Origin of the sequence: Streptomyces sp. NPDC002232 (assembly GCF_042890295.1) — a bacterium.
In the GTDB taxonomy this organism is placed as follows: domain Bacteria; phylum Actinomycetota; class Actinomycetes; order Streptomycetales; family Streptomycetaceae; genus Streptomyces.
In genome coordinates, this window is record NZ_JBIARV010000006.1 from 546810 (window position 1) to 571780 (window position 24971).

Annotated in this window: 8 protein-coding genes; all 8 read left to right on the plus strand. The window is 73.8% G+C overall.

What is annotated here, in order from left to right; all coding sequences use genetic code 11:
• Nucleotides 1–80 precede the first annotated feature (80 nt).
• The 8 genes from ACFYXU_RS30750 to ACFYXU_RS30785 are packed head-to-tail and all read left to right on the plus strand — an operon-like array spanning nt 81 to nt 24970.
• Nucleotides 81–14894 (plus strand): amino acid adenylation domain-containing protein, encoded by a 14814-nt coding sequence (locus ACFYXU_RS30750; RefSeq protein ID WP_389460955.1) that lies wholly within the window; start codon nt 81–83, stop codon nt 14892–14894.
• Entirely contained in the window at nt 14891–19462 is a 4572-nt protein-coding gene (locus ACFYXU_RS30755; RefSeq protein WP_389460957.1) for an amino acid adenylation domain-containing protein, read from the plus strand. Before ACFYXU_RS30750 ends, ACFYXU_RS30755 begins: the two co-directional genes overlap by 4 nt.
• A gap of 5 nt (nt 19463–19467) precedes the next feature.
• Entirely contained in the window at nt 19468–20766 is a 1299-nt protein-coding gene (locus tag ACFYXU_RS30760) for a diaminobutyrate--2-oxoglutarate transaminase (protein WP_376507549.1), read from the plus strand.
• 55 nt (nt 20767–20821) lie between these two features.
• Nucleotides 20822–21871, plus strand: coding sequence for a cupin-like domain-containing protein (locus tag ACFYXU_RS30765; RefSeq protein ID WP_376507550.1), 1050 nt, complete (start codon nt 20822–20824; stop codon nt 21869–21871).
• Between the two features lie 2 nt (nt 21872–21873).
• Nucleotides 21874–23157 carry an MFS transporter gene (locus ACFYXU_RS30770; RefSeq protein WP_389460960.1) on the plus strand — a complete coding sequence of 428 codons (1284 nt, stop codon included), beginning with the start codon at nt 21874–21876 and terminating at the stop codon, nt 23155–23157.
• Nucleotides 23154–23345 carry an MbtH family NRPS accessory protein gene (locus ACFYXU_RS30775; protein WP_329856102.1) on the plus strand — a complete coding sequence of 64 codons (192 nt, stop codon included), beginning with the start codon at nt 23154–23156 and terminating at the stop codon, nt 23343–23345. Before ACFYXU_RS30770 ends, ACFYXU_RS30775 begins: the two co-directional genes overlap by 4 nt.
• 9 nt (nt 23346–23354) lie before the next feature.
• Entirely contained in the window at nt 23355–24101 is a 747-nt protein-coding gene (locus ACFYXU_RS30780; protein WP_389460962.1) for a thioesterase II family protein, read from the plus strand.
• A 2-nt stretch (nt 24102–24103) separates the two neighbouring features.
• Nucleotides 24104–24970: an alpha/beta hydrolase gene (locus tag ACFYXU_RS30785; protein WP_329856104.1), complete on the plus strand. Its 867-nt coding sequence runs from the start codon at nt 24104–24106 to the stop codon at nt 24968–24970.
• Nucleotide 24971: the final 1 nt, after the last annotated feature.

Consider the following 24971-nt stretch of genomic DNA (forward strand, 5'->3'; position numbering starts at 1 on the left):
GGCCCGCCCCCGCGGTGTGCCCTCCGAGCCACCGCGCCCCGTCCGGGCCCCGATACTCCACGCCGATGTGAGAACGGTCTATGTACGCAAACAATTCTGTCGTCGATGTCATCCGCCGCAACGTCTCCGAGCGCGGTGCCGACACGAGCTACGAATTCCTCGCCGACGCCGGTGGCGTCGACACGAAGCTCAGCATGCTGGAGATCGACAGGCGTGCGCGGGCGACGGCCGTCTCGCTCCTGGAGCGGGCCAAGCCGGGTGCGCGGGTCATGCTGCTGTACCCACCGGGCGAGCACTTCGTCGTGGGCTTCGTGGCCACGCTGTACGCCGGCATGGTCGCGGTCCCGGTCTACCCGCCGGACCCGATGCGCGTCGCCCGTACGCTGCCCCGGCTGCGCGCGGTGGTGCAGAGCTCCCGCGCCGAGATCGTCCTCACCGACGGCCTCGTGCAGGCCTTCACCCGTGAGCTGTTCGAGCAGCACGCGCCCGAGGTGGCCCGGCTGCCGTGGATCGTCACCGAGGAGGCGATGCTGGAGGGCGCCGACGACTGGCGCATGCCGGCCGTCGCCCCCGACTCGGTCGCCCTGCTCCAGTACACGTCCGGCTCCACCGGCACCCCGCGCGGTGTCGTGGTGACCCACGGGAACCTGCTGTCCAACGGCTCCGCGATCGCCGGCGCCTTCGGCCTCGGCGACGGCGACATCGTCGCTTCGTGGCTGCCCTTCTACCACGACATGGGTCTGCTCGGCGGCGTCCTCCAGCCGATGCTGTCCGGCCTGTCCAACGTCCTGATGTCGCCGCTGGAGTTCATGCGCCGGCCGATGCGCTGGCTGGAGGCCATCTCCAGCCGTGGCGCGACCGTCAGCGGCGGCCCGAACTTCGCCTTCGACCTCTGCGTCAACAAGAGCACCCCCGCCGAGCGGGAGAACCTCGACCTGTCGTCCTGGCGGGTCGCCTTCTGCGGCGCCGAGCCGGTCCGCGACCGCACCATGGAACGCTTCGCCGACGCCTTCGCCGTCAGCGGCTTCGACCGCTCCGCGCTGCTGCCCTGCTACGGCCTCGCCGAGGCCACCCTCTTCGTCGCCGGCGCCGGCCGCGGCAACGGCACGCACAGCGTCCGCGTCGACCGCCCCGCCCTGGAGCAGGGCCGCGCCGAGGAGCTCCCGGACGGCGACCACCTGGTCTCCTCCGGCCGCGTCGCCGACCGCCACGAACTCGCCGTCGTCGACCCGGAGTCCGGCGAGCGCGTCGCCCCCGGCACCGTCGGCGAGCTGTGGGTGCGCGGCGCCTCCGTCGCCGCCGGCTACTGGGAGGACGAGGCCGCGACCGAGACGGCCTTCGGCGCCCGCCTCGCGGACGACCCGGAGCCGTACCTGCGCACCGGCGACCTCGGCTTCGTCCTCGACGAGCAGATCTTCGTCACCGGGCGCCTCAAGGAGATGATGGTCGTCCGCGGCCGCAACCTCTACGCGCACGACCTGGAGGAGACCGCCGTCGCGGCCTCGCCGCTCGCGCGCCCCGGCTGCGGCGCCGCGTTCTCGGTGGACACCGCGGACGGCGAGCAGTGCGTGATCCTGCACGAGGTCGCCGTCTCCGCCACCGAGGAGGAGCTCCCCGGGATCGCCGACGCCATCGCCGCGGCCGTCCAGCAGGAGCACGGCATCGCCCTGCACGACGTGGTGCTGCTCGCCGCCCGCAGCCTGGCCAAGACCTCCAGCGGCAAGATCCAGCGCCTGGCCGGCCGCACGGCGTACACCGCCGGGCAGGTCGAGGGCGAGGTCTACCGCCGCTCCACCACCGCCGCCGTCCGCGGCGAGCGCCGCGAGCTCGCCCTGCCGTCGCGCGCCGCACTCCTCCCGCTCGCCCGCGAGGCGCGCGTCGACGCGATCGAGCGCGCCCTGAGTCTGGTCGGCCGTGGTGAGGGCGACGCGCCCGCCACGATGGTCGCCGAGCTCGACCTCGACTCGCTGGCCGCGGTCGACCTCGCCTTCCGCATCGAGGAGCAGCTCGGTGTCGTCACCGACCCGGGCCTGCTGCTCCAGCCGACGAGCCTGCGCGAGGTCGCGGCCGCGGTCGAGGAGGGCCTGGAGTCCGCCCCCGAGGCGCCGGCCGGTCAGACCTCCGGGCAGCGCGGCGGAGCCGTACCGCTGTCGGCCGGTCAGCAGTCGCTGCTGTTCATGCGGGACCTCGAAGGCCCCGACTGCCGGCAGAACGTCTCCGTCGCCGTCCGGCTTCAGGAGCCCGTCGACGCCGGGGTCCTCGCCGCCGCCGTCCGCCACATCGGCACCCGCCACCCCATCCTCACCGCCGGTTTCGGCGTCGACGGCAGCCGCCGCGTGCAGCTCGTCGACCCCACCAGGCCCTTCGAGCTCGACGTCGTCGACCTGACGGGCGAGACGGAGCAGGAGCTCCGCGCCCGTGTCGACGCGTGCGCCCTCGACCCCTTCGACATCGAGCACGGCGACGTCGCCCGCGCGAAGCTCTTCACCGGCCGCGGCGCACCGGTCCTGGTGCTCGCGCAGCACCACGCCATCACGGACTTCTGGTCGGTGGTGACCCTGCTCGACGAGCTGACCACCGTCTACGGCGACCTGCTGCACGAGCGCACCCCCGAGCTCCCCGCGGCCGTCGGCTACGAGGAGTTCGTCCGCTGGCAGCAGGACTACGAGCGCTCCCCCCAGTGGCAGGCCGACGAGCGCTACTGGCTCGACCTCCTCGACGGCGACGTCCAGGCGCCCACCCTCCCCGCACGGGAGGTGCCGCGGCCCGACCTGGGCATCGCGAGCCACCGGGTGACCGTGGACGCCGAGCTGCTCGCCGCGCTCGAGAAGACCGCAGCCGAGAGCGACACGACGGTCTTCTCCGTCCTGATGGCGGCCTTCGAGGTCCTCGTCGCCGCGCACAGCGGCGCGCGTGACTTCGTCGTCGGCGCCACCACGGCCGGCCGTCCGCAGGCCCGCTTCCGCAACACCCTCGGCTACTTCGCCAACACCGTCCCGGTCCGCGCCGAGCCCGGCGCCCACCCGACCGTCACCGAGCTGATCCGCAGCACCGGACAGCAGCTGCGCCGCTCCCTCGGCCACCAGCACTTCCCGGTCAGCCGCCTCGTCGAGCTGCTGCGCGCCCGGGGGAACACCTCGGCCGCGATCAACACGGCCGTCGTCTTCGAGCGGCCGCACACCGCGATCGCCGACGACGTCACCTCGGTCCTCTTCGGCGCGGGCAGCACCGGCGCGGCCCTCGGCGACCTCACCCTCCAGCCGTTCCCGGCCGGTGAGCTGGCCACCCAGTTCGACATCACCCTGCACGCCGTCCCGGCCGACGGCGGCCTGCTCGCGCACATGCTGGTCCGCGCGGACCGCTTCGACGAGGCCCTCGCCGGGCAGCTGGGCGAGCAGTTCCTGGAGCTGCTCGGGCAGATCGTCGTCCAGGGCGCGTCCCCGGTCTCCGCGCTGCGGCTCACCGGCGCGACCGAGTCCCTCTCCCGGGCCGGCGTCCCCGCCCGCACCCAGGACGGCATCACCTCCGTCCACGAGCTGTTCGAGGCGACGGCCGACCGCGTCCCCGACGCGACCGCCCTGGTGTCCGGCACCGAGGAGCTGACGTACGCCCAGGTGGAAGCCGCGGCGAACCGCCTCGCCCACCGGCTGCGGCAGGACGGCCTGCGCCCCGAGCAGACCGTCGGCCTGTGCCTGGAGCGCTCCCCCGAGCTGATCGTCGCGATGCTCGCGGTCATGAAGTCCGGGGCCGCGTTCGTCCCGCTGGACCCGACGCTGCCGCAGAACCGTCTCGCCGACATGGTCGGCGACGCCCGCTGCGAGCGGATCCTCTGCCACGGCGCGACCGCCGCGCTCTCGGCCTCCCTGGGCGAGGCGACCCGCGTCGACGAGGAGCCCGGCGCGGACCTCCCCGAGGACCGTCCCGCGCGCGCCGTCACCGGCGACAACCTCGCGTACGTCATCTTCACCTCGGGCTCGACCGGCCGCCCCAAGGGCGTGCAGATCGAGCACCGCTCGCTCGTCAGCTACGTGCTGTCCTTCCTCGACGCCTTCGACGTCGCCGAGGGCGACCGGGTGCTTCAGTTCGCCCCGCTCACCTTCGACCCCTGCCTGGAGGAGATCTTCTCCGCGTGGACCCGGGGCGCCGCCCTGGTGCTGCGCGACGAGTCCGTGCTCGGCTCGCCCGAGCGGTTCTGGGCCTGGTGCGAGGAACAGCGCCTCAACCTCGTCGACATCCCCACGGCCTTCTTCCACGTCCTCGTCACCGCCCTGGAGTCCGGGGTACGGGTCCCGCCGCTGCTGCGCTCGATCCTCATCGGCGGCGAGGCCGCGCACCCCGACAAGCTCGACCAGTGGTTCGCGGCCGACCGCGCCCACGTGGAGCTGTACAACCGCTGGGGCACCACCGAGACCACCGTGTGCTCGACCGTCGCCCACCTCGGCCCGGAGTCGGGCCGGGTCTCCCGCGCCCGTGACGTGTCCATCGGCGCCGACATGACCGACGCGGTCGTCCACGTCCTCGACGCCGAGCTGCGGCCCGTCGCCGACGGCGTCGTCGGCGAGGCGTACATCGGCGGCATCGGCGTCGGACGCGGCTACGCCTCCGAGCCCCGCAAGACCGCCGAGCGCTTCGTCCCGGACCCGTTCGCGACCGAGCCGGGCCGCCGCCTGTACGCCACCGGCGACCTGGTGCGCCGCGCCGCCGACGGCGAGCTGCGCTACGTCGGCCGCGCCGACCAGCAGGTCAAGGTGCGCGGCTACCGCATCGAGCTCGGCGAGGTCGACGTGGTGCTGCGCCGGCACCCCGAGGTCGCCGAGGCGGCCGTCGTCGCCACCCGCGGCGCCGGCGAGACCGAGCTGATCGCCGCCGTCACCGGCACCGGCGTCAGCACCGACGGGCTGCGCGACTGGCTCAACCGCGAGCTGCCCAGCTACATGGTCCCCGGCCGCCTCCTCGTCCTGGACGCCATCCCGCTCACCTCGAACGGCAAGGTCGACGCGCACGCCCTGCGCGAGCTGGCCCTCGACGTGTCCCGCTCCGCCGGGGCGGCCGACATGTCGCCGCTGGAGACCAGGCTCGCCGCCCTCTGGTGCGAGGTCCTCGAAGTCGCCGGCGTCGGTCCCGACGAGGACTTCTTCGCGCTCGGCGGCCACTCGCTGCGCGCCGCCGACCTGAACACCCGGGTCCGCCGCGCGTTCGGCGTCCAGCCGCCGCTGCGGATGTTCTTCGAGTCCGTCACCGTCCGCGCCCAGGCCGCGCGGATCGCCGAACTGGCCGCCGCCGCACCGGTGGAGACCGCCGCCGCGGACACCGCCGCCGAGGCCGAGCCCACCCTGTCGCTCGGCCAGCGCCGCCTGTGGTTCCTGGAGAAGTTCGCCCCGGGCTCCCGCGCCTACGTCGTGCCGGGTGTCCTCCGGCTGTACGGCGCGCTCGACCGGGACGTCCTGCGCGGCGCGCTCGACGCGCTCGTCGAGCGGCACCCGGCGCTGCGCACCGGCTTCACCGACGAGGGCGGCCGCCCCGTGCCCTTCGTGCACACCGGCCTGGCCTGCCCCTTCGAGGTCCTCGACCGGACCTCGGTCGCGCCCGCCCGCCGCGAGGCGGAGCTCTCCGAGCTCGTCGGCGAGCACGTCCAGCAGCTGTTCGACCTGGACGCGCCGCCGCTGATGCGCGCCGCCCTGGTGGAGTTCGGGCCCGACGAGCACGCGCTGCTCCTGGCCTTCCACCACATCGTCTCCGACGGCCGCTCGATGGAGATCATCGCCGGAGAGCTCGCCGAGCTGTACGCGCACGGTGCCGGCACCGGCGCCGGCGAGCCGCCCGCGGTCGTCCACCCGTACGCCCGCTGGGCCCTCGACGAGGCCGCCCGGCTCGACTCCGAAGAGGGCCGGCAGGGCCTCGCCTTCTGGGCCGGGCACCTCGCCGGCGCGCCGCTCGCCCTCGACCTGCCCTTCGACCGGACCCGCCCGGCCGTGCAGACCTTCGACGGCGCGCGCGTCCCGCTGACCCTCGGCCAGGCCGACTCCGACCAGCTGCGCGCGCTCGCCCGCGACCAGCGGGCGACCGTCTTCATGACGCTGGCCGCCGTCCTGTCCTCGACGCTCTCCCGGCTGACCGGCCAGGAGCGGGTGGTCGTCGGCGTCCCCGACGCCAACCGCCCGGGCGACGGCGCCTACGACGACGTCGTCGGCTTCTTCGTCAACACCGTCCCGCTCTCCTTCGAGGTGCCCGGCGGCGCCACCGGCCGCGACCTCGTCGCCCGGGTCCGCGCCACCACCCTGGAGGCGATGCCGCACAAGTGGGTGCCGTTCTCGGCGATCGTCGAGGCGAGCGGCCAGGACCGCGACTCCAGCCGCAGCCCGCTCTTCCAGGCGATCCTCGACGTCCGCAGCGGAGCCCTGCCCTCGCCGGCCCTGCCCGGCCTGCGGGTCGAGACCGCCCCGCTGTACACCGGCACCGCCAAGACCGACCTCACCTTCGAGATCACCGACGACGGCGGCCCGCTGACCGGCTGGCTGGAGTTCAACACGGACCTCTTCGGCACCGACACCGCGCAGCTCGTCGCCCGGCTCTTCGCCGAGACGGCCCGCGCGATGGCGCAGCGCCCCGACGAGCGCGTCGAGACCCCCTCGGCGGCCGCGGCCCTCGGCCACTGGCCGGCCGCGACCGGCGCGGAGCGGCACCCCGACACGTTCTGGGCGCAGTTCGAGCGTGCCGCCGACAGCCGTCCCGACGCGATCGCCGTGGAGGGCGCCGACAGCGCGCTGACCTACGGCGAGCTGCGCGGCCGGGTCGAGCGGGTCGCCCGGGTGATCGCCGACCGGTTCGCCGTGCGTCCCGGTGACGTCGTCGCCGTGTCCGTCGAGCCGTCCGTCGAGGCCGTCGTCGCCGTCCTCGCGGCGCAGCGCTGCGGAGCGGCGTACCTGCCGATCGACCCCGCCTACCCGGCCGAGCGCAAGGACTTCATGCTCGCCGACTCGGGGGCGCGCGGTCTGGTGACCCGCGAGCTCGTCGAGGAGGCGCTGCGCGCGGCCCCGGCCGAGGCCGCGGCGCTGCCGCAGGCCGACCCGGACGCTCCCGCGTACCTGCTGTACACCTCGGGCTCCACCGGCCGCCCCAAGGGCGTCCTCGTCTCCCACCGCTCGCTCGCCAACCTCACGGCGGCCCAGGCGGGTGTCTTCGGGATCGACGCCGGCTCGCGCATGCTCCAGTTCGCCAGCCTGAGCTTCGACGCCTCCGTGTGGGAGATCTTCTCCACGCTCGCCGCGGGCGGCACCCTGTGCGTCGTCGGCCGTGAGCACGCCCTCGTCGGCGAGGCCCTGGCCGACGTCCTGGCCGAGCGCGCCATCAGCGTCTGCCTGCTGCCGCCGTCGGTCATCGCCTCCCTGCCCGTCCGCGACCTGCCGCACCTGAGGACCCTGGTGTCCGGCGGCGAGGCCTGCCGTCCCGAGCTGGTCGAGCAGTGGCAGCCGGGCCGGCGCTTCGTCAACGCGTACGGCCCCACCGAGTGCACCGTCGCCATCACGGCCGCCGCCCTGGAGCCGGGGCGGCCCGCCTCGCTCGGCGCGGTCCTGCCGGGCGGCACGGCGTACGTCCTGGACGCGGACCTGCGGCCGGTGGTCGCCGGAGCGGTGGGCGAGCTGTACGCCGGCGGCGCCGGTCTGGCCCTCGGCTACCACGGCCGCCCCGCGCTGACCGCCGGGCACTTCCTGCCCGACCCGTTCTCCGCCGTCCCCGGCGCCCGCATGTACCGCACGGGTGACCTCGTCCGGCTGCGCGCCGACGGGACACTGGACTACTGCGGCCGCGGCGACAGCCAGATCAAGCTGCGCGGCTACCGCGTCGAGCCCGCCGAGATCGAGTCGGTGCTGCTCGCCACGGCCGGGGTGACCCAGGCCGTGGTCCGGGGCCTCGACGGGGTCCTGGTGGCCCACGTCGAGACCGCCGACCCGGAGCTGACCCCGCAGGCGCTCGCGCAGCGGTGCGCGGCGGAGCTGCCGCCGCACATGGTCCCGGCCGCGTTCCTGGCCTCCGCGGAACTGCCCCGCCTGCCCGGCGGCAAGATCGACCCGAGCCGTCTCGGCCGGCCGCGCCGCGCCGACTTCGCGCACGCCGACTTCGCCGAGCCGGAGACGGAGACCGAGCGGACCGTCGCCCGGGTCTGGGCCCAGGTCCTCGACGTCGACGCGGTCGGCGCCGGCGACGACTTCTTCACCATCGGCGGCCACTCCCTGCTCGCCACCGTGATCACCTCGCAGGTCGGCGAGGAGCTGGGCCGTGAGGTCCCGCTGCGCGCCCTGTTCGAGGCGCCCGTGCTCCGCGACTACGCCGCCCTGTGCGACGCGGCCGCCGCCCGGGACACCTCCGGCGGGATCGCGGCCCACGCCGCCGACGGCGGCGACGCGCCGCTGTCGGTGATGCAGGAACGCCTGTGGCTCCTGGAGGAGATCGAGAACGGCTCCGGCCAGAACGCCCTCACCGGCCGCTACCACCTGGCCGGCGCGATCCGGCTCACCGGCGCCCTCGACGAGGCCGCGCTCCAGCGGGCCGTCGGCCGCCTGGTCGACCGGCACACCACGCTGCGCACGGTCGTCGCCCACCGGGACGGCGTCCTCACGCAGTCCGTCCTCGACCGCGCCGACGTCACCCTGACGCGCACCGCGCTGACCGGAGTCACCGCCGAGGAGCGGGTGTCCGAAGCCCTCTCCCTCGTCGAGCGCGAGGCCGCGCGGCCGATGGACCTGTCGGCGGGACCGCTGCTGCGGGTCCGGCTCCTGGACCTCGGCCGCGACGACGCCGTCCTGGTGCTGACGCTGCACCACATCGTCGGCGACGGCTGGTCGATGGAGATCCTCAAGCGGGACCTCACGCACTTCTACGCGGAGGAGACCGGCCACGCGCCCGCGACCCCGCTGCCGCCGCTCCCGGTCACGTACGAGCAGTTCTCCCGCTGGCAGCGCCACCAGCTGGACTCCGGCGCACTCGACGCCTCCGTCGCGTACTGGTGCGAGAAGCTCGCCGAGCTGCCCTCGCTGACCCTCCCGATCGCCCGCTCCGGCTCCGCCCCGGCGGACGAGGAGAAGAGCCACCGGGTGCGGGCGACCGTCACGCCGGAGCTGCGCGAGGCGATGGAGCGGCTCGCCGCCGGCACCGGGGCGACGCTCTTCATGGTGCTCGCCGCCACCCTCCAGCTCACCCTGGGACGCCTGGCCGGCCAGCGCGACTTCGCGATCGGCGTGCCCATCGCGGGCCGTCGCCACCGCGAGGTGGAGGACCTGATCGGCTTCTTCATCAACTCGCTGGTGCTGCGCGCCGACCTGTCCGGCGACCCGACCTTCGCCGAGCTGCTCGACCGGGTCCGCGCGACGACCCTCGACGCCTACGAGCACCAGGACGTCCCGTTCGAGACGCTGGTCGGGAAGCTGGCCCCCGAGCGCGACCTCACCACCACGCCGCTGTTCCAGGTCTACCTGAACCTGCTCAACATCCCGCCGCGCGAGTCCGGTCTCCCGGGCATCGAGGTCGACACCTTCGCGGTCCCCGACCTCGGCGCCAAGTTCGACCTGACCTTCTACGTCGACCCCGCCGGTCCCGGCCTCTCGCTGGACCTGATGTACGCCGGCGAGCGGTTCGACGAGGCCACGACGCGGGAGCTGCTCGCCCAGTGGATCCGGGTCATCGAGCAGGCCGTCGCCGACAGCGGCAGCCGGATCGACGCGCTGCGGCTCGACACGCCGCAGGCGCGCCGCGAGCTGCCCGACCCGTCCGCACCGCTGGACGCCGGCTGGTACGGATCGGTCGTCGAGCAGTTCGAGCGGCTCGCCGCCCGTGAGCCGCAGCGGCTCGCGATCAGCGAGCCGGGCCAGGAGCTCACCTACGGCGACCTCGCCTGGGCGACGTCCGCCATGTCCGGCCTGCTGAACCAGCAGGGCGTCGCCAAGGGCGACGTGGTCGCCATCTACGGCGAGCGCAGCGCCTCCCTGGTCTGGGCGATCCTGTCGGTGATGCGCGCCGGAGCCTCGTTCGCCATCCTCGACCCGAGCTACCCCGCCGACCGCATCGCCGACTGCCTGGAGGTGGCCCGCCCGACCGCCTTCCTCCAGCTGGAGGGGGCCGGCGCCGTGCCGCTCGCGGTGGACACCGCGCTCCAGGCATTCGGTCTGCGCTGCCGCTTCGAGCTGCCGGCCCGCCTCGCCGACGCCCGGCACCTGGTGCCGCAGGGCGCCGAACCGGCCGAGGCCGTCCCGGTGGGCCCGCGGGACTGCGCGTACATCGCCTTCACCTCGGGTTCCACCGGCAAGCCGAAGGGCATCCGGGGCGCGCACGGGTCCCTGACCCACTTCGTGCCGTGGATGGTGGAGACCTTCGGGCTCCGCGAGACCGACCGCTACAGCCTGCTCTCCGGCATCAGCCACGACCCGCTGCACCGCGAGGTGTTCACGCCGCTGGTCACCGGCGCCATGATCTGCGTCCCCGACCGCCTCGACGTCGAGACCCCCGGCCGGCTCGCCCAGTGGTTCCGCACGGCCCAGGTGTCGGTCAGCCACATGACGCCCCCGATGGCGCGGCTCTTCGACCAGCTCTCGGTCGCCCCGGGCACGCTGCCCCTCCTGGAGCGGGTGTTCTTCCTCGGCGACACGCTGACCAGCCGTGACGTGCGGGCCATCACCCGCATGGCCGGTTCGGCGACCTGCGTCAACCTGTACGGCTCCACCGAGACGCAGCGCGCGGTCGGCCACTACACGGTCCCCGCCGCCCACGGCACCGCCGAGACCGACCCGGGCGTCACGTACCCGCTGGGCCGCGGCATGAAGGACGTCCAGCTCCTCGTCCTCAACGAGGCCGGGCAGCACGCCGGCGTCGGCGAGCCGGGCGAGATCGTCATCCGCTCCCCGCACCTCTCGCTCGGTTACGCCGACGAGCGGCTCACCGCCGCCAAGTTCGTGCGCAACCCGTTCGGCACCTCCGACGACGACCTCATGTACCGCACCGGCGACCTCGGCCGCTACCTCGCCGACGGCACCGTCACCCCGCTCGGCCGCGCCGACAACCAGGTGAAGATCCGCGGCTACCGCGTCGAGACCGACGAGGTCCAGCACACCATCTGCTCCGCGCCGGAGGTCCAGGACGCCCTCGTCATGGCCCGCGCCGACGCGAGCGGCGAGACCGCCCTGGTCGCCTACGTGGTGGCCAGGCCCGGCCAGAAGGTGGCCGGCAACGAGCTGAAGGGGTACGTCCGCAAGCGGCTCCCGGACTACATGGTCCCGGCGTTCGTCGTGGCGCTCGACGCCTTCCCGCTCACCCCGAACCGCAAGATCGACCGCGCGGCGCTGCCGGAGCCCTCGGCGGCGTCCGGCGTCCACGAGGACGGACCGCGCACCCCGCTGACGCCCACCGAGGAACTGGTGGCCGGCCTGTGGCAGGACGTGCTCGGCGCCCACCAGGTGGGTCCCGACGACAACTTCTTCAACCTCGGCGGACACTCGCTGATGGCGACCCAGGTCGTGTCCCGGATCCGCCGGGTCTTCGGCTGCGAGATCGCGCTGCGCACCCTGTTCGAGAAGCAGACCGTGCGGGACCTCGCCGCCCACATCGACGGCGTCGCCGGCGGCACCTTCGTCGCCGAACCGATCACCGCCCTGCCCCGCACCGGCGCCCTGCCCGCCTCGTACGGCCAGGAACGCCTGTGGGTCCTCGACCAGCTGGAGGGCGACACCGGCGCCTACAACAGCCCGACGGTCGTGCGGATGCGCGGCCCGCTGGACACCGAGGCGCTGGCCGCCACCCTGGACGAGCTGGTCGCCCGGCACGAGGTGCTGCGCACCCGGATCGTCATGGACGACGGCCGGGTCAGCCAGATCGTCGAGCCGGCCGGCGCGGTCACCATGCCGCTCACGGTCGTCGACCTGGGCGACGAGCCGCGGGAGGACGCCGAGCGGCGCATGTGGGAGCTCGTCGACGAGGCCGCACGGCACCGCTTCGACCTGGCCCGGGCGCCCCTGGAGCAGGCCACCCTGATCCGGCTGGCCGACGAGGACCACGTCTTCGTCCTCACCGTGCACCACGTCGTCGCCGACGGCTGGGGCCTCCAGATCGTGGTCCGCGACTTCGCGGCCCTCTACCAGGCACGACGCCAGGGAACGGCCTCGCCGTTGCCCGAGCTCGACGTGCAGTACGCCGACTGGTCGAGCTGGCAGCGCGACCGGGTCGAGGGCGGCGACCACCAGGGGCAGCTCGACTTCTGGTGCGAGACGCTGGCCAAGCCGGCCTCCGTGCTCGAGTTCCCCGCGCAGAAGCCGAGGCCCGCGGCGATGACCAACCGCGGCCTGACGGTCCGCCGGACCCTCGACGCCGAACTGGTCAACGGGGTGCGGCACGTGGGCCGCGAGCACAACGCGACCCTGTTCATGACCCTCCTCGCGGCCTTCAACGCCCAGCTGCACCGCTACAGCGGCGCGGCCGACATCGCGGTCGCCACCCCGGTCGGCACCCGCTCGGTCGAGATCGAGGACGTGGTCGGGTTCTTCGTGAACACGATCGTCTTCCGCAACGAGCTCTCCGCGGAGGAGTCCTTCAGCGCCCTCCTCGAACGGGTCCGCGCGACGACCCTGGCGGCCTACGCCAACCAGGACGTCCCCTTCGACCGGGTCGTGGACGCGCTCCAGCCCCACCGCGACCTGAGTGTGAGCCCGCTCTTCCAGGTCATGTTCACCCTGCACAACGCGCCCTACACGGAGATCGACCTCGGCGACCTCAGGCTGGAGCGCCTGCACGCCCCCGTCGGCACCGCCAAGTTCGACCTCAGCCTCGATCTGGCCGAGGAGAAGGACGGCCTGCACGCCACCCTGGAACTCAACGCCGACCTGTTCGACGCCGAGACCGGCGAGCAGCTCCTCGACCACTTCGAGGCCCTGCTCGCCAGCATCACCGCCGCCCCGACGCGGGCCGTGGCCGACCTGGAACTGCGCTCGGCCGCCGAGGCCGAGGCTCAGGACGCGCTGAGCGCGGGACCGGACGCCCTCACCACGAGGACGACCGCCGAGGCGCTGGAACACTGGGCGCGGCAGACCCCGGACGCCCCCGCCGTCATCGACGGGACCACCGTCTGGACCTACCGCGAACTGCGGGACCGCGTCGCGGCGCTCGCCGAGCGGCTGACCTCGGCCGCCACCGGCCCCGAGCAGGCTGTGGTGGTCTGCGCCGAGCGCTCCGCCCGGCACATCGCCGCCGCCCTCGCCTGCGGCGCGGCCGGCGCCACGTACGTGCCGGTCTCCCCGGCCGTACCGGACCGGCGGATCGCCACGATCCTCGACCGGCTCGGCGAGGTCGTCGCGGTCACCGACGACGAGCAGGCGGACCGCATCGCCGCCCTGCTCGGCGACGGCGGGGCCCGCGGCAGCCACCTCGTCCTCGACGACGCGGCCGCCGACCGTCCGCTCGACGCCATCGCCGCGCACCCGAACCGGCGCGCGTACGTCATCTTCACCTCCGGTACGACCGGTGAGCCGAAGGGCGTGGAGATCGAACAGGCCGGCCTCCTGGGCCACCTGGAGCTGATGGCCCACGACCTGGAGCTGACCCCGGGCGACGTCGTCGCCCAGACCGCCGCGCAGTCCTTCGACATCTCCGTCTGGCAGATGCTCGTCGCGGTCACGCGCGGTGCGACCACGGTGGTCAGCCCCGACGCCACCAGCCGCGACGCCGAGGCGCTGCTCGCCCTGGTCCGGGAGCGCGGGGTCACCGTGCTCCAGCTGGTGCCCGGCATGATCAGGGCGCTGCTCGACCACGCGGAGGGCGGCGACCTGGCGACCTTGAGGTTCCTGATCGCCACGGGCGAGGCGCTGCCGCCGGACCTCGCGGCGGACTGGCTGAGCCGCTTCCCCGGGATCCCGATGGTCAACGCCTACGGACCCGCGGAGTGCTCGGACGACACCCACCTCGCGGTGCTGTCCACGCCGCCGCCGGCGGACCGGCCCGTCCCGCTGGGCAGCCCCGTCGCCGGTGTCACCTCGTACGTCCTCGACGCGCAGGGACGGCGTGTGCCGTTCGGCGTGCCGGGCGAGCTCGCCATCGGCGGCCCGGTGGTCGGCCGCGGCTACCTCGGTGACCCGAAGGCCACCGCGGACCGCTTCGTCCCCGACCCGTACGCGACGGTCCCCGGCGCCCGGCTCTACCGCACCGGCGACCGGGTGAGGCTGCACGCCGACGGCCGGCTCGAGTTCCTCGGCCGCCTCGACGACCAGCTGAAGATCCGCGGCTTCCGCATCGAGGCCGGCGAGGTCGAGACGGCGCTGTGCGAGCTGCCGGCCGTACGGGAGGCGGCGGTCGTCCTGCGCGACTGCGACGGCGAGCCCACCCTGGTCGCCTGCGTGGTCGGCACCGAGCACGACCCGGCCGTCCTGGCCGCCGCGCTCGGCACCCGCCTGCCGCGCTACATGGTCCCCACCGGCTACGTCTTCGCCGACCGGCTGCCGCGCAACGCCAACGGCAAGGTGGACCGCGGCGCCCTCCAGCGCGACGACGTCACCGTCGAGCGGGTCCGGCAGCGCTTCGAGGCGCTGTCCGGCCCCACCGAGCGGCTCGTGGCCTCGGTCTTCGAGGAGCTGCTCGGCACCCCGGCGGTCGGCGCGCTGGACGACTTCTTCACCCTGGGCGGCCACTCGCTGCTCGCCACCCGTCTCGTGGCCGAACTGGCCGCGCAGACCGACATCGAACTGCCGCTGCGCACCGTCTTCGAGCAGCCCACCGTGCGCGGTGTCGCCGAGGCCCTGGAGGAGCTCCAGATGGCCGGGCTGAGCGAGGCCGAGCTCCTCGAACTCGAAGTGCTGCTCGACGGTGTGACCGACGACCAGGCCCGCGAGCTGCTCGCGGCCGGCGAGGAGAGGGACGCATGATCGGGGAAGTGTCCACCCAGCGGGAGGCCGTCAAGGGCCTCTCCGGGGCCAAGCGGGAGCTGATGGCTCAGCTCCTGCTCGCCCGCGGCAAGCAGCGGGCGGCGGCGCGCACCATCCGCCGCCGGGACCCGGCGGCGCGCGTCCTGCTCTCCCGGGGCCAGGAGCAGCTGTGGGTCGCCGAGTCCCTCGCGGACGGCCGCCCGCTGTACAACGTGCCGTACGGCGTGCGTCTGCGCGGCGCGCTCGACGTCGCCGCGCTCGGCACCGCCCTCGACGGGCTCGTCGCCCGGCACGCGGTCCTGCGCACCGTCTACCGGCAGCTGCCGGACGGCGGTCTGGAGCAGGTCGTGCGGGACGCCGAGCCGGTGCCGCTGCCGGTCGAGGAGACCGGCGGCGAGGAGGCCGCGATGGCCGCCGCGCAGCGCGAGGCGGCCCGGCCGATCGACCTGGCCGGCGGGCCCGTGATGCACGGCCGGCTGTTCCGGATCGCCGCCGACGACCACCTGCTGGCGCTGGTCGTGCACCACATCGCGACCGACGCCTGGTCGGTGGGCGTCCTCCTGGAGGACCTCGCGGAGCTGTACGACGCGGCCCGCGAGGGCCGCTCGCCCCGGCTCCCGGAGCTGGGCATCGACTACGCCGACGCGGCCGTGCACGAGCGGGCCCAGGAGCCCGCGGACTACAACTGGCTGGTCGCGCAGTGGCGCGAGCAGCTGGCCTGGGCCCAGCCGCTCGGCCTGTCGGCGAGCGGCGACCGGGGCACGGCCCGCACTGGGCGGCGCATCCGCCGCCAGTGGGACGCGCGGTTCGGTCGTGAGCTCCAGCGCGCCGCCGAGGCGCACCGCACGACCGCGTTCAACGTGATGCTCTCCGCGTTCGCGGTGCTCCTGCACCGCTACACGGGCACCTCCCGGTTCGCCATCGGCACGGTCATGGCCAACCGGAACCGGCAGACCGAGCGGCTGGTCGGCTACTTCGCGAACACCGTTCCCGTCGTCGCCGACCTGTCCGCCGGGGCCGGCACCCTGGGTGACGTGCTCGCCGGGATCACCCGCGAGTCGCTGTGGGCGCAGGAGCACCAGATCCCCTTCGACGTCCTGGTCGACAAGGTCGCGCCGCAGCGGACCCTGGCCGAGAGCCCGCTCTTCGAGGCCATGTTCGTCTTCAACAACGGCCCCGGCCACGAGATGCGGCTGCGCGACCTGTCGCTGACCCCGACGCACCTGCACTCCGGCACCGCGAAGTTCCCGCTGGACCTGTCCTGCGCGGTGACGGACGACGAGGTCATGGTGTCGCTGGAGTTCGACGAGTCGGTGATCGACGCCGACGCCGCCGAGCGCCTCCTCGGCCACTACCGGCGGCTGCTCACCGGACTGTGCGAGACCCCGGACGTCCACGTCGACAACGCGGACCTGCTGACCCCGGCCGAGTGGGAGCTCGTCGTCGGGGAGTGGAACCGCACGGGCGAGGAGTACCCCGCGGACGCCACCGCGCACGGCCTCTTCGAGCAGTGGGCGGACGTGGATCCGGCCGCCGCCGCCGTGGTCTGCGGCGACGAGACGGTCGGCTACGCCGAGCTCGACGCCCGCGCCAACCGCCTCGCCCACCTGCTCGTCGAGCGGGGAGCGGGCCGCGGCGAGCGCGTCGGCGTCTGCCTGGAGCGCGGCGTCGACCTGGTCGTCGCCCAGCTCGCCGTCGCCAAGGCCGGCGCGGGCTACGTGCCGCTCGACCCGGGCTATCCGGCGGAGCGCCTCCAGTGGATGCTGGCGGACTCCGGCGCCCGCCTGGTCGTCACCCGTGACGGCCGGCTGGCCGGCGACGGCGTCACGGCCGTCGACCCGGCCTCCGCCGGGGACTTCCCCGCGACGCGGCCGGAGCGCGAGGTCCGCCCGGACGACCTGCTGTACCTGATCTACACCTCGGGCTCGACCGGTCTGCCCAAGGGCGTGCTGCTCGACCACCGGGGCCGCGTCAACAACTTCACCGACTTCAACCGCCGCTTCCTGGTCGGTCCCGGCGACAAGGTCTTCGGCGTCTCCGCGCTGGCCTTCGACATGAGCGCGTACGACGTGTTCGGCACGCTCATGGCCGGTGCGACCGTGGTCTTCCCGACGCCCGAGGACGAGCGCTCGCCGCACCGCTGGATCGAGACGATCGAGCGCGAGTCCGTCACGGTGTGGCACTCGGTCCCCGCGCTGTTCGGCCTGCTCGTCGAAGAGGCCGAGATACGCGGCGGGGAGCGGCTGCCGATCCGCCTGGTGCTGCTCGGCGGCGACTGGATCCCGCTGGCGCTGCCGCAGCGCGGAGCGGCCCAGCTCATCGAGTCGGCGCAGCTGGTCAGCATGGGCGGCGCCACCGAGGTCTCCATGGACTCGACGATCCACCTGATCGGCGAGGTCCTGCCGGAGCAGCGCAGCATCCCGTACGGCGTCCCGATGGCGAACCAGACCTCGTACGTCCTCGACGCCTCGCTGTCCCCGCTTCCCGTCGGCGTCCCTGGCGAGCTGTACCTCGGCGGTGTCGGCGTCGGCTGGGGCTACCACAACCGGGCCCGGCTGACCGGCGAGAAGTTCCTGCCGGACCCCTTCAGCCCGCTGCCCGGGGCGCGGATGTACCGCACGGGCGACCGGGCCCGCTGGATGCCGGACGGCAACCTGGAGCTGCTCGGCCGCATCGACTTCCAGATCAAGATCAACGGCTACCGGGTGGAGACCGGTGAGATCGAGGCGGCCCTGCGGGAGGTCATCGGCGGCGGTTCCTGCCTGGTCGCGGCGCACGGCCCGCGCGACGGTGCCAAGACGCTGGTGGCCTACCTGGTGGCGCCGACCGGCGGGGAGATCCCCGAGGACGCCGAGCTCAAGCGCCGGCTGGGCGAGCGGCTGCCCCAGCACATGGTGCCCGCCTCCTTCGTCCGCATGGACGCCTTCCCGCTGACCCACAACGGCAAGATCAACCGCCGCGAGCTGCCGGCGCCCACGGTCGCCGCCGTCACCGGACGGGCCGCGGCCACCGACACCGAGCGGGCCCTGGTGGAGCTGTGGCGCGAGGCCCTCGGCCGCGAGGACGTCCCCGTCGACCTCGGCTTCTTCTCCCTGGGCGGCAACTCCATCGCCGTCATCCGCATGGTCGGCGCGGCCCGCCGCGCCGGCCTGGAGATGACCCCGCGCATGGTCTTCGCCCACCAGACGATCGAGTCGCTCGCGAAGGCGATCGACGAGCGGGAGGCCGCCCCGGCCGACGGGCCCGCCCGCCCCCGCCCCACCGGGCCGACGGTGACCACCGGACAGCAGCACATGCTGGACGTCCTGGAAAACGACTGGGTGCCCGGCCTGTACCAGATGCAGTCCACCACCGAGCTGCCCTTCGCGATCGACCCGGACGGCTTCCGGGCCGCCTGGCGGGCGCTCACCGACCGCCACCCCGCCCTGCGCACCGGCTTCCGGCGCGACGGCGACGGCGCCTGGACCCCGGTCGTCGCCGAGGAACTCGCCCCGGTCGTCGAGGTCCTCGACTGGAGCGACCACGAGCCGGACACGGTCGCCGACGAGCTGATCGCGCTCCTGGAGGCCGAGCGGGCCACGCCCTTCGACGTCTCCGAGCCGCCCCTGTGGCGGGTCTGGCTGGTGCGCGGCCGGAACACCTGGTGGCTGGGCCAGATCCAGAGCTACCTGCTCGCCGACGGCTGGTCGAACCTGGTGCTGCTCGACGAACTCCTCGCGCTCTACGTCGCCGCCCTCGAAGGACGCGACGCCGGCCTCCCGCCGGTCCCCGAGCTCGACGCCGGGCCCACCGACCCGGAGGCGGACACCGCCTTCTGGCGGAACCAGCTCGACGGGGCCCTCCCGTCCCGCCTCGCGGCGGAGCCGGGCCGCTTCGGCCCGTCCCGCTTCGCCCGGGTCGCCGGCCGGCTCGACCCGGCGGTCGCCCGGACGCTGCGCGAGCGCGGCGCCGAGCACGGCCACACCTTCTCCACCCTGGCCTGCGCCGGCTGGTCGCTCCTCGCGGCCTCCCGCCTGGAGCGCGCCGACGTCACGGTCGGCGTGGTCTCGGCGGGCCGCGACCGGGCCGTCGACGGCCTGGAGCACGCGGTCGGCCTGTTCATCGCGGCCCTGCCCGTACGGGTGGAGATCGACCGGGACGAGAGCCTGACCGCCCTGTTCGACCGCTTCCAGCTGGCCCGCGTCGAGGGCGCCGAGCACACCTCGGTCCCCACCGGCACGCTCCAGCGGATGGGCGCCGGCGAAGGACCGCTGTTCGACTCGGTCGTCGTCGTCGCCAACTACCCGGTCTCCTCGGCGCTCCGCGCCCAGCAGGCCGAGAGCGTCCACGAGGGCGCCGAGAGCGACGGAACCCGCAACCAGACCGAGTACGCGCTCCGCCTCGACGTCACCGACGACGCCGAACCCCGTATCGCCCTGTCGTACTACGGCGACCGCGTCGCCGACACCGACGCCCGGCAGCTGCTCGACGACTACCTCGCGCTGCTCGCCCTCGTCGCCCGTACACCTGCCGCCACCGTCGGCCAGGTGCTTGCGCTCGCCCCCCACACGATTGGAGACCTCCGATGACGGTCATGGCAGAACGCGCCGCCACCCCGCTCGCCCCTTCCGCTCCCGCCCCGTCCACCGAGGTGTTCGAGACCCGGGAGTCCGCCGTCCGCTCGTACTGCCGGGCGTTCCCCATGCTGCTCAGCTCGGCGCACGGCACCACCCTGGTCGCCGAGGACGGCACGGAGTACGTCGACTTCTTCTCCGGCGCCGGCGCCCTCAACTACGGCCACAACCACGACCACATCAAGGGTCAGGTCCTCGCCTACCTCCAGGGCGACGGGCTGCTGCACGCCCTGGACTTCCACACGGAGGCCAAGCGCGAGTTCCTGGACCGCTTCGGCCGGGAGATCCTGGAGCCGCGCGGACTGCACCACCGCGTCCAGTTCTGCGGCTCCACCGGCACCGACGCCGTCGAGGCCGCGCTGAAGCTGGCCCGCAAGCACACCGGCCGCTCCCAGGTCATCGCCTTCTCCGGCGCGTACCACGGCGTCAGCCGCGGCAGTCTCGCCGCGACGGCGGACAACTCGCTGCGCAAGGTGGCCGGCACGGCCCTCGGCGAGGTCACCCACCTGCCGTTCCCGGTCGGCCCGCGCGGCCACTTCCCGACCCTCGACCTCCTCGAGCAGTTCCTGAGCGACGACCTCTCCGGCGTCGACGTGCCCGCCGCGGTGATCCTCGAGGTCGTCCAGATGGAGGGCGGCGTCTACCGCATCCCCGACGAGGACCTGCGCCGCCTGCGCGAGCTCTGCGACACGCACGGCATCGTGCTGATCGCCGACGAGATCCAGGCCGGCTGCGGCCGCACCGGCGGCTTCTTCTCCTTCGAGCAGGCCGGGATCGTCCCCGACCTCATCACCGTCTCGAAGTCGATCGGCGGCCTGGGCCTGCCGATGTCGATCCTCCTCATCCGCGAGGGCCTCGACTCCTGGAAGGCCGGGGACCACCCGGGCACCTTCCGCGGCAACCAGCTGGCGTTCGTCGCCGCCTGCGCCGCCCTCGACCTGTGGAAGAACGACGCCTTCCTCGACCGGGCCCGCGACGGCGCCGAACTGCTCCGCGACTTCTGGGAGAGCCACCCGCTGCCCGGCGTCGAGGTGCGCAGCGAGGGCCACGCGATCGGCATCGACCTGACGCACGCCGGAGGCCGCCAGGCCGCCGACGAGGTCGTCGCCTGGTGCTTCGAGCGCGGTCTGATCGTCGAGTCCACCGGCCGCGACAAGGCCGTCCTCAAGCTGCTGCCCGCTCTGACCATGGAGCTCGACGTCCTCCGGTACGGCTGCGAGCTGATCCACGAGGGCCTGCGCACGGCGCTCTCCCACTGACGCGCCCCGCAGTCCCCCCTTCCGTCACCCCACAGACTTACGAACAGGACCCACGATGACCATCAGCCAGACCGAGCAGGACGCGGCCGTCGCCGGCACGATCTTCCCCGAGGCGAACGTCAAGGTCGACGCCATCGACCGGCTCCACAACCCCGACCCCGAGATGTTCAAGCGCGAGTACGTGTACAAGCGCAAGCCCGCCATCGTCACCGGCCTGATGGACGAGTGGCCGGCCATGGAGCGCTGGAGCCTGGACTACTTCCGCGAGCACTTCGGCGACCTGGACATCCACGCCAACCTCCAGCGGCTCGACAAGGAGCTGATCCTCGGCAACGTCGGCGGCTTCCGCGGGATGAAGCTGTCCGCCCTGCTCGACGAGATCGAGAAGAACACCGACGAGGGCAAGGCCTACTACCTGCGCGCCTACCCGGTGCACCGGATGGTCGAGCACTACCCGGGCCTCGAGCACGACTACGACCTCCCCGACCTGGCGCCGAACTGGGCCGACATCCGCTTCAAGGCCAAGCTGCCGGCCGGCACGGTCAACCCGGCGAGGATGCTCGGCCTGTACCTCGCCAAGCTCTTCCTCAACCGCGGCGGCGGCAAGGGCGCCTCCCGCTCCACGGTGTCCTCCCGGGTCGCGTCCGTGATGTTCGTCGGCAGCAAGGGCACCGTCACCCCGTTCCACAGCGACGGCATGCAGACCGCGGCCTACCTGAGCCAGGTCGTCGGCCGCAAGCGCTGCTACTTCGTCTCCCCGGACCAGCACGCCAAGCTGTACCCGCGCCCCTTCCGCCGTCAGTTCGGCATGGCGCAGGTCGACTACCGCCGCCCCGACCTCCAGCAGCACCCGCGCTTCAAGGACGTGGTCGTGGAGGAGACCGTCCTGCACCCGGGCGAGACGCTGTACGTCCCCAGCGGCTACTGGCACGCCATCGAGGCCATGGACACCTCGATCTCGTACAGCCACCAGATCGTCGGCGAGGACAACGCGCTGGGCTGGCTGACCTGCATCCCCGAGCGCTACCTGGCGCAGATGTACTTCAAGTCCCAGGGCGGTCTGCGCAACGTGACCGGCGCCAAGGACTGGGACGACTGGGCCTGACCGTGAGCACACCTCCGAGCACGGCTCCGGCCGTGGCCCACAACCTGCTGCGGGACCGCGACTTCCTGCTGTTCGCGGGCGGCCAGGGCGCCTCGGCGCTCGGTGACGCGCTGAGCAAGACCGCCCTGCCGCTGCTCGTCCTGGCCCTCACCGGCTCCGGACTGCACATGGGCGTGATCGCCATGCTGTCGGCGCTGCCCATGATGCTGATCGGCGTCCCCGCGGGCGCCTGGGCCGACCGGCTCGACCGGCGGCGGATGATGCTCTGGGCGGACGTGGGGCGCGCGCTGCTCGTCGGCGCGGTCCCGCTCGCCGCCTGGCTGGGTCTTCCGGTGCTGCCGGTGGTGTACGCGGTGGCCGTGCCGGTCGGTGTGCTGTACGCCGTCTTCGAGGCGGCCTGCCTGTCCTGCGTGCCCTCGCTGGTCGGCCGCGAACGGCTCGGCGAGGCCAACTCGCTGCTGTCGATCGGCAACGCGCTCGGCTACATCGCCGGCCCCGCCCTCGCCGGTGTCCTGGTGACGGGCGTCGGCGGGGCGGGCACCCTGGCGGTCGACGCGCTGACCTTCGCGGTGTCGGCGGTCTCCCTGATGCTGATCCGCCGCCCGATGCAGAGCGCCCGGGAGCAGGCGCCCGCACCGATGCGCCGCCAGGTCCTGGAGGGCTTCCGGTTCATCGCCGGGCACCGGCTCCTCCGGGCGGCGCTGCTCTACTGGGCGGCGGTCACCTTCCTCACCTCGCCGGTCGTCATCTGCGCCACGTACTTCATCCGCGAGGACCTCGGCTGGTCGCCCGGCGTGCTCGGGTCGATCATCGCGGTCTACGCGGTCGGGGCGATCGCCGGCGCCGTGCTCGCCTCGCGGATCAAGGCCGTCACCGTCGCCGTCCTGTGCGCCGGCACGGTCCTCGGGAGCGTCGCGCTGCTCGTCCTGAGCGGCACCGCGTCGCTGCCGCTGGCCCTCGGCGTCGTCTTCCTCGCCGGCGGCGGGGAGTCGCTCTCCGCGATCGTCTACAGCACGCTGCGGGCGCGGCTCACTCCGGACGAGCTCCTCGGCCGGGTGACGACCACCGCACAGGTCGCCGCCTTCAGCCTGAAGCCCCTGTCCGTCCTGGCGGCCGGCATCGCCCTGGAGGCGACCTCCGGCTCCGTGACCCTGGCCGTGATCGCGGTCTCGTCCCTCGCGATCAGCCTCGTCTTCGCCGGCTACGGCCGCCGGCTCTCCGTGTCGGCCGCCCCCGCCGCCGCACCCACCCTCGTCCGTCCGACCCCCGAAGAGGTAACCCCATGAGCGTGACCACCGCAGAGCCCGACTACGTCGTCGTGGTCAACGAAGAGGAGCAGTACTCGATCTGGCGCAGCGACCGCGAGCTGCCCGCAGGCTGGGAGGCCGACGGCCCGGCCGCCGGCAAGGACGAGTGCCTCGACCGCATCGCGACCGTGTGGACCGACATGCGTCCGCGCTGCGCCCGGGGCTGATCGTCCGCCATGACCCTGCTCCGACGGCTCAGCGCCGGTGAAGGAACCAGCCGGATCGTGTGCCTGCCCTACGCGGGCGGCAACGGCACGGTCTACGAGAGCTGGACCCGATGGCTTCCCCCCGAGGTGGAGCTGTGGGCCCCCCGTCTGCCCGCACGCGAACACCGGATGCTCGAAGAGCCCCTGGAGGACATGGGGCTGCTCGTCCGCACCCTGGCCGACGAGCTCGGCGCGGACGGACGGCCGACGACCCTGTTCGGGCACAGCTTCGGCTCGCTCGTCGCGTTCGAAGTGGCCCGCGTCCTCCAGGAGCGTGCCCGCCCGGTCGACGTCCTGGTCGCGTCCGGGATGGTGGCGCCGGTCGTGCTGCCGCCCCGCCCGGTGCCGACGGACGCCGAGATCCTCTCCAGCCTCCGCTCGCACGGGGTGACGCCCCCGGAGTTCTTCACCCAGCCCGACCTGCTCGAACTCGTCATGCCGGGCCTGCGCGCCGACTACCGGATGGCGATGGGCTACCGGTACGCGGAGGGCCCCGGGCTCTCCGCCCGGGTGTACGCGATCGGGGGCAACGACGACCCCGACGTGCCCGTCGAGGGCCTCACGGCCTGGGCGGCGCACGGGCAGGGCGACTGCCCCGTCCGGATGTGGGAGGGCGGCCACATGTTCCTCCTGCAACACGTCGAGGAAGTCGCCTCGTTCGTGGTCGGCTGTCATCAGCGGTCCGACACCCGCCCCCTGCTGTCAATCGAAGGATGAACATGGAAACGCGTACCCTCACCGTCCCCGGCGGCACCCTGCACGCCGTGAGCAGCGGCGCCCCGGCCGGCCCCTCGGCCGTCCTGGTGCACTCCGGGATCGCCCACGGCCAGATGTGGCACCCGTTGATGGAGGCGCTGAGCGACGAGATGTTCTCCGTCGCCTACGACTGCCGCTGCTTCGGCCGGTCGACGACGACGCTGGACGGGGAGTTCTCCGACCTCGCCGACCTCGGAAGCGTCCTCGACGCGTACGGCCTCGAATCCACCGTGCTCGTCGCCGAGTCGCGCGGCGCGCGCCTCGCGGTCGACTTCGCCCTCGCGCACCCCGAGCGGGTGGACGGCCTCTTCCTGCTCGCGCCCGACGTCTCGGGCTTCGACTCCCCGGTCGCGGACGAGGAGCGCCCGCTGATCGAAGCCGTCGGGGAGGCCGAGGAGGCCTGGGACAGCGCCGAGCCGGCCGACGTCCCCCGGACGGTCGAGGAACTGATCGCCCTGGAGGTGCGGCTCTTCGTCGACGGCCCCGGCCGCGAGCAGGCGCCCGAGCGGGCGGCCGTGCGCGAGGCGGTCGCCGAGATGCTGCGCCTCAACTACACGCAGCAGAAGGACACCCCGGACTTCACGCGGCCCGAGCCCGCGGCCGACCGGCTGGCGAAGCTCGACGTGCCGGTGCGGGTGCTCGTCGGCGAGGCCGACACGCTCGGCATGCGGGTCACGGCCGAGGAGATCGAGCGCGCCGTCCCGCAGGCCTCGCTGGTCCGCGTCCCGGACGCGGCGCACGCGCTCACGCTCGAGCACGAGGAGACGGTCGTACGCGAACTGCGCACGTGGTGGCGGGAACTGCGGCAGCAGCCGCAGCCCGGGGAATGAC

Bases quoted from the DNA above. Each gene is read 5' to 3' on its own strand.
- ACFYXU_RS30750 (WP_389460955.1), top strand. From the start codon at position 81: ATGTACGCAAACAATTCTGTCGTCGATGTCATCCGCCGCAACGTCTCC.
- ACFYXU_RS30755 (WP_389460957.1), top strand. From the start codon at position 14,891: ATGATCGGGGAAGTGTCCACCCAGCGGGAGGCCGTCAAGGGCCTCTCC.
- ACFYXU_RS30760 (WP_376507549.1), top strand. From the start codon at position 19,468: ATGGCAGAACGCGCCGCCACCCCGCTCGCCCCTTCCGCTCCCGCCCCG.
- ACFYXU_RS30765 (WP_376507550.1), top strand. From the start codon at position 20,822: ATGACCATCAGCCAGACCGAGCAGGACGCGGCCGTCGCCGGCACGATC.
- ACFYXU_RS30775 (WP_329856102.1), top strand. From the start codon at position 23,154: ATGAGCGTGACCACCGCAGAGCCCGACTACGTCGTCGTGGTCAACGAA.
- ACFYXU_RS30780 (WP_389460962.1), top strand. From the start codon at position 23,355: ATGACCCTGCTCCGACGGCTCAGCGCCGGTGAAGGAACCAGCCGGATC.
- ACFYXU_RS30785 (WP_329856104.1), top strand. From the start codon at position 24,104: ATGGAAACGCGTACCCTCACCGTCCCCGGCGGCACCCTGCACGCCGTG.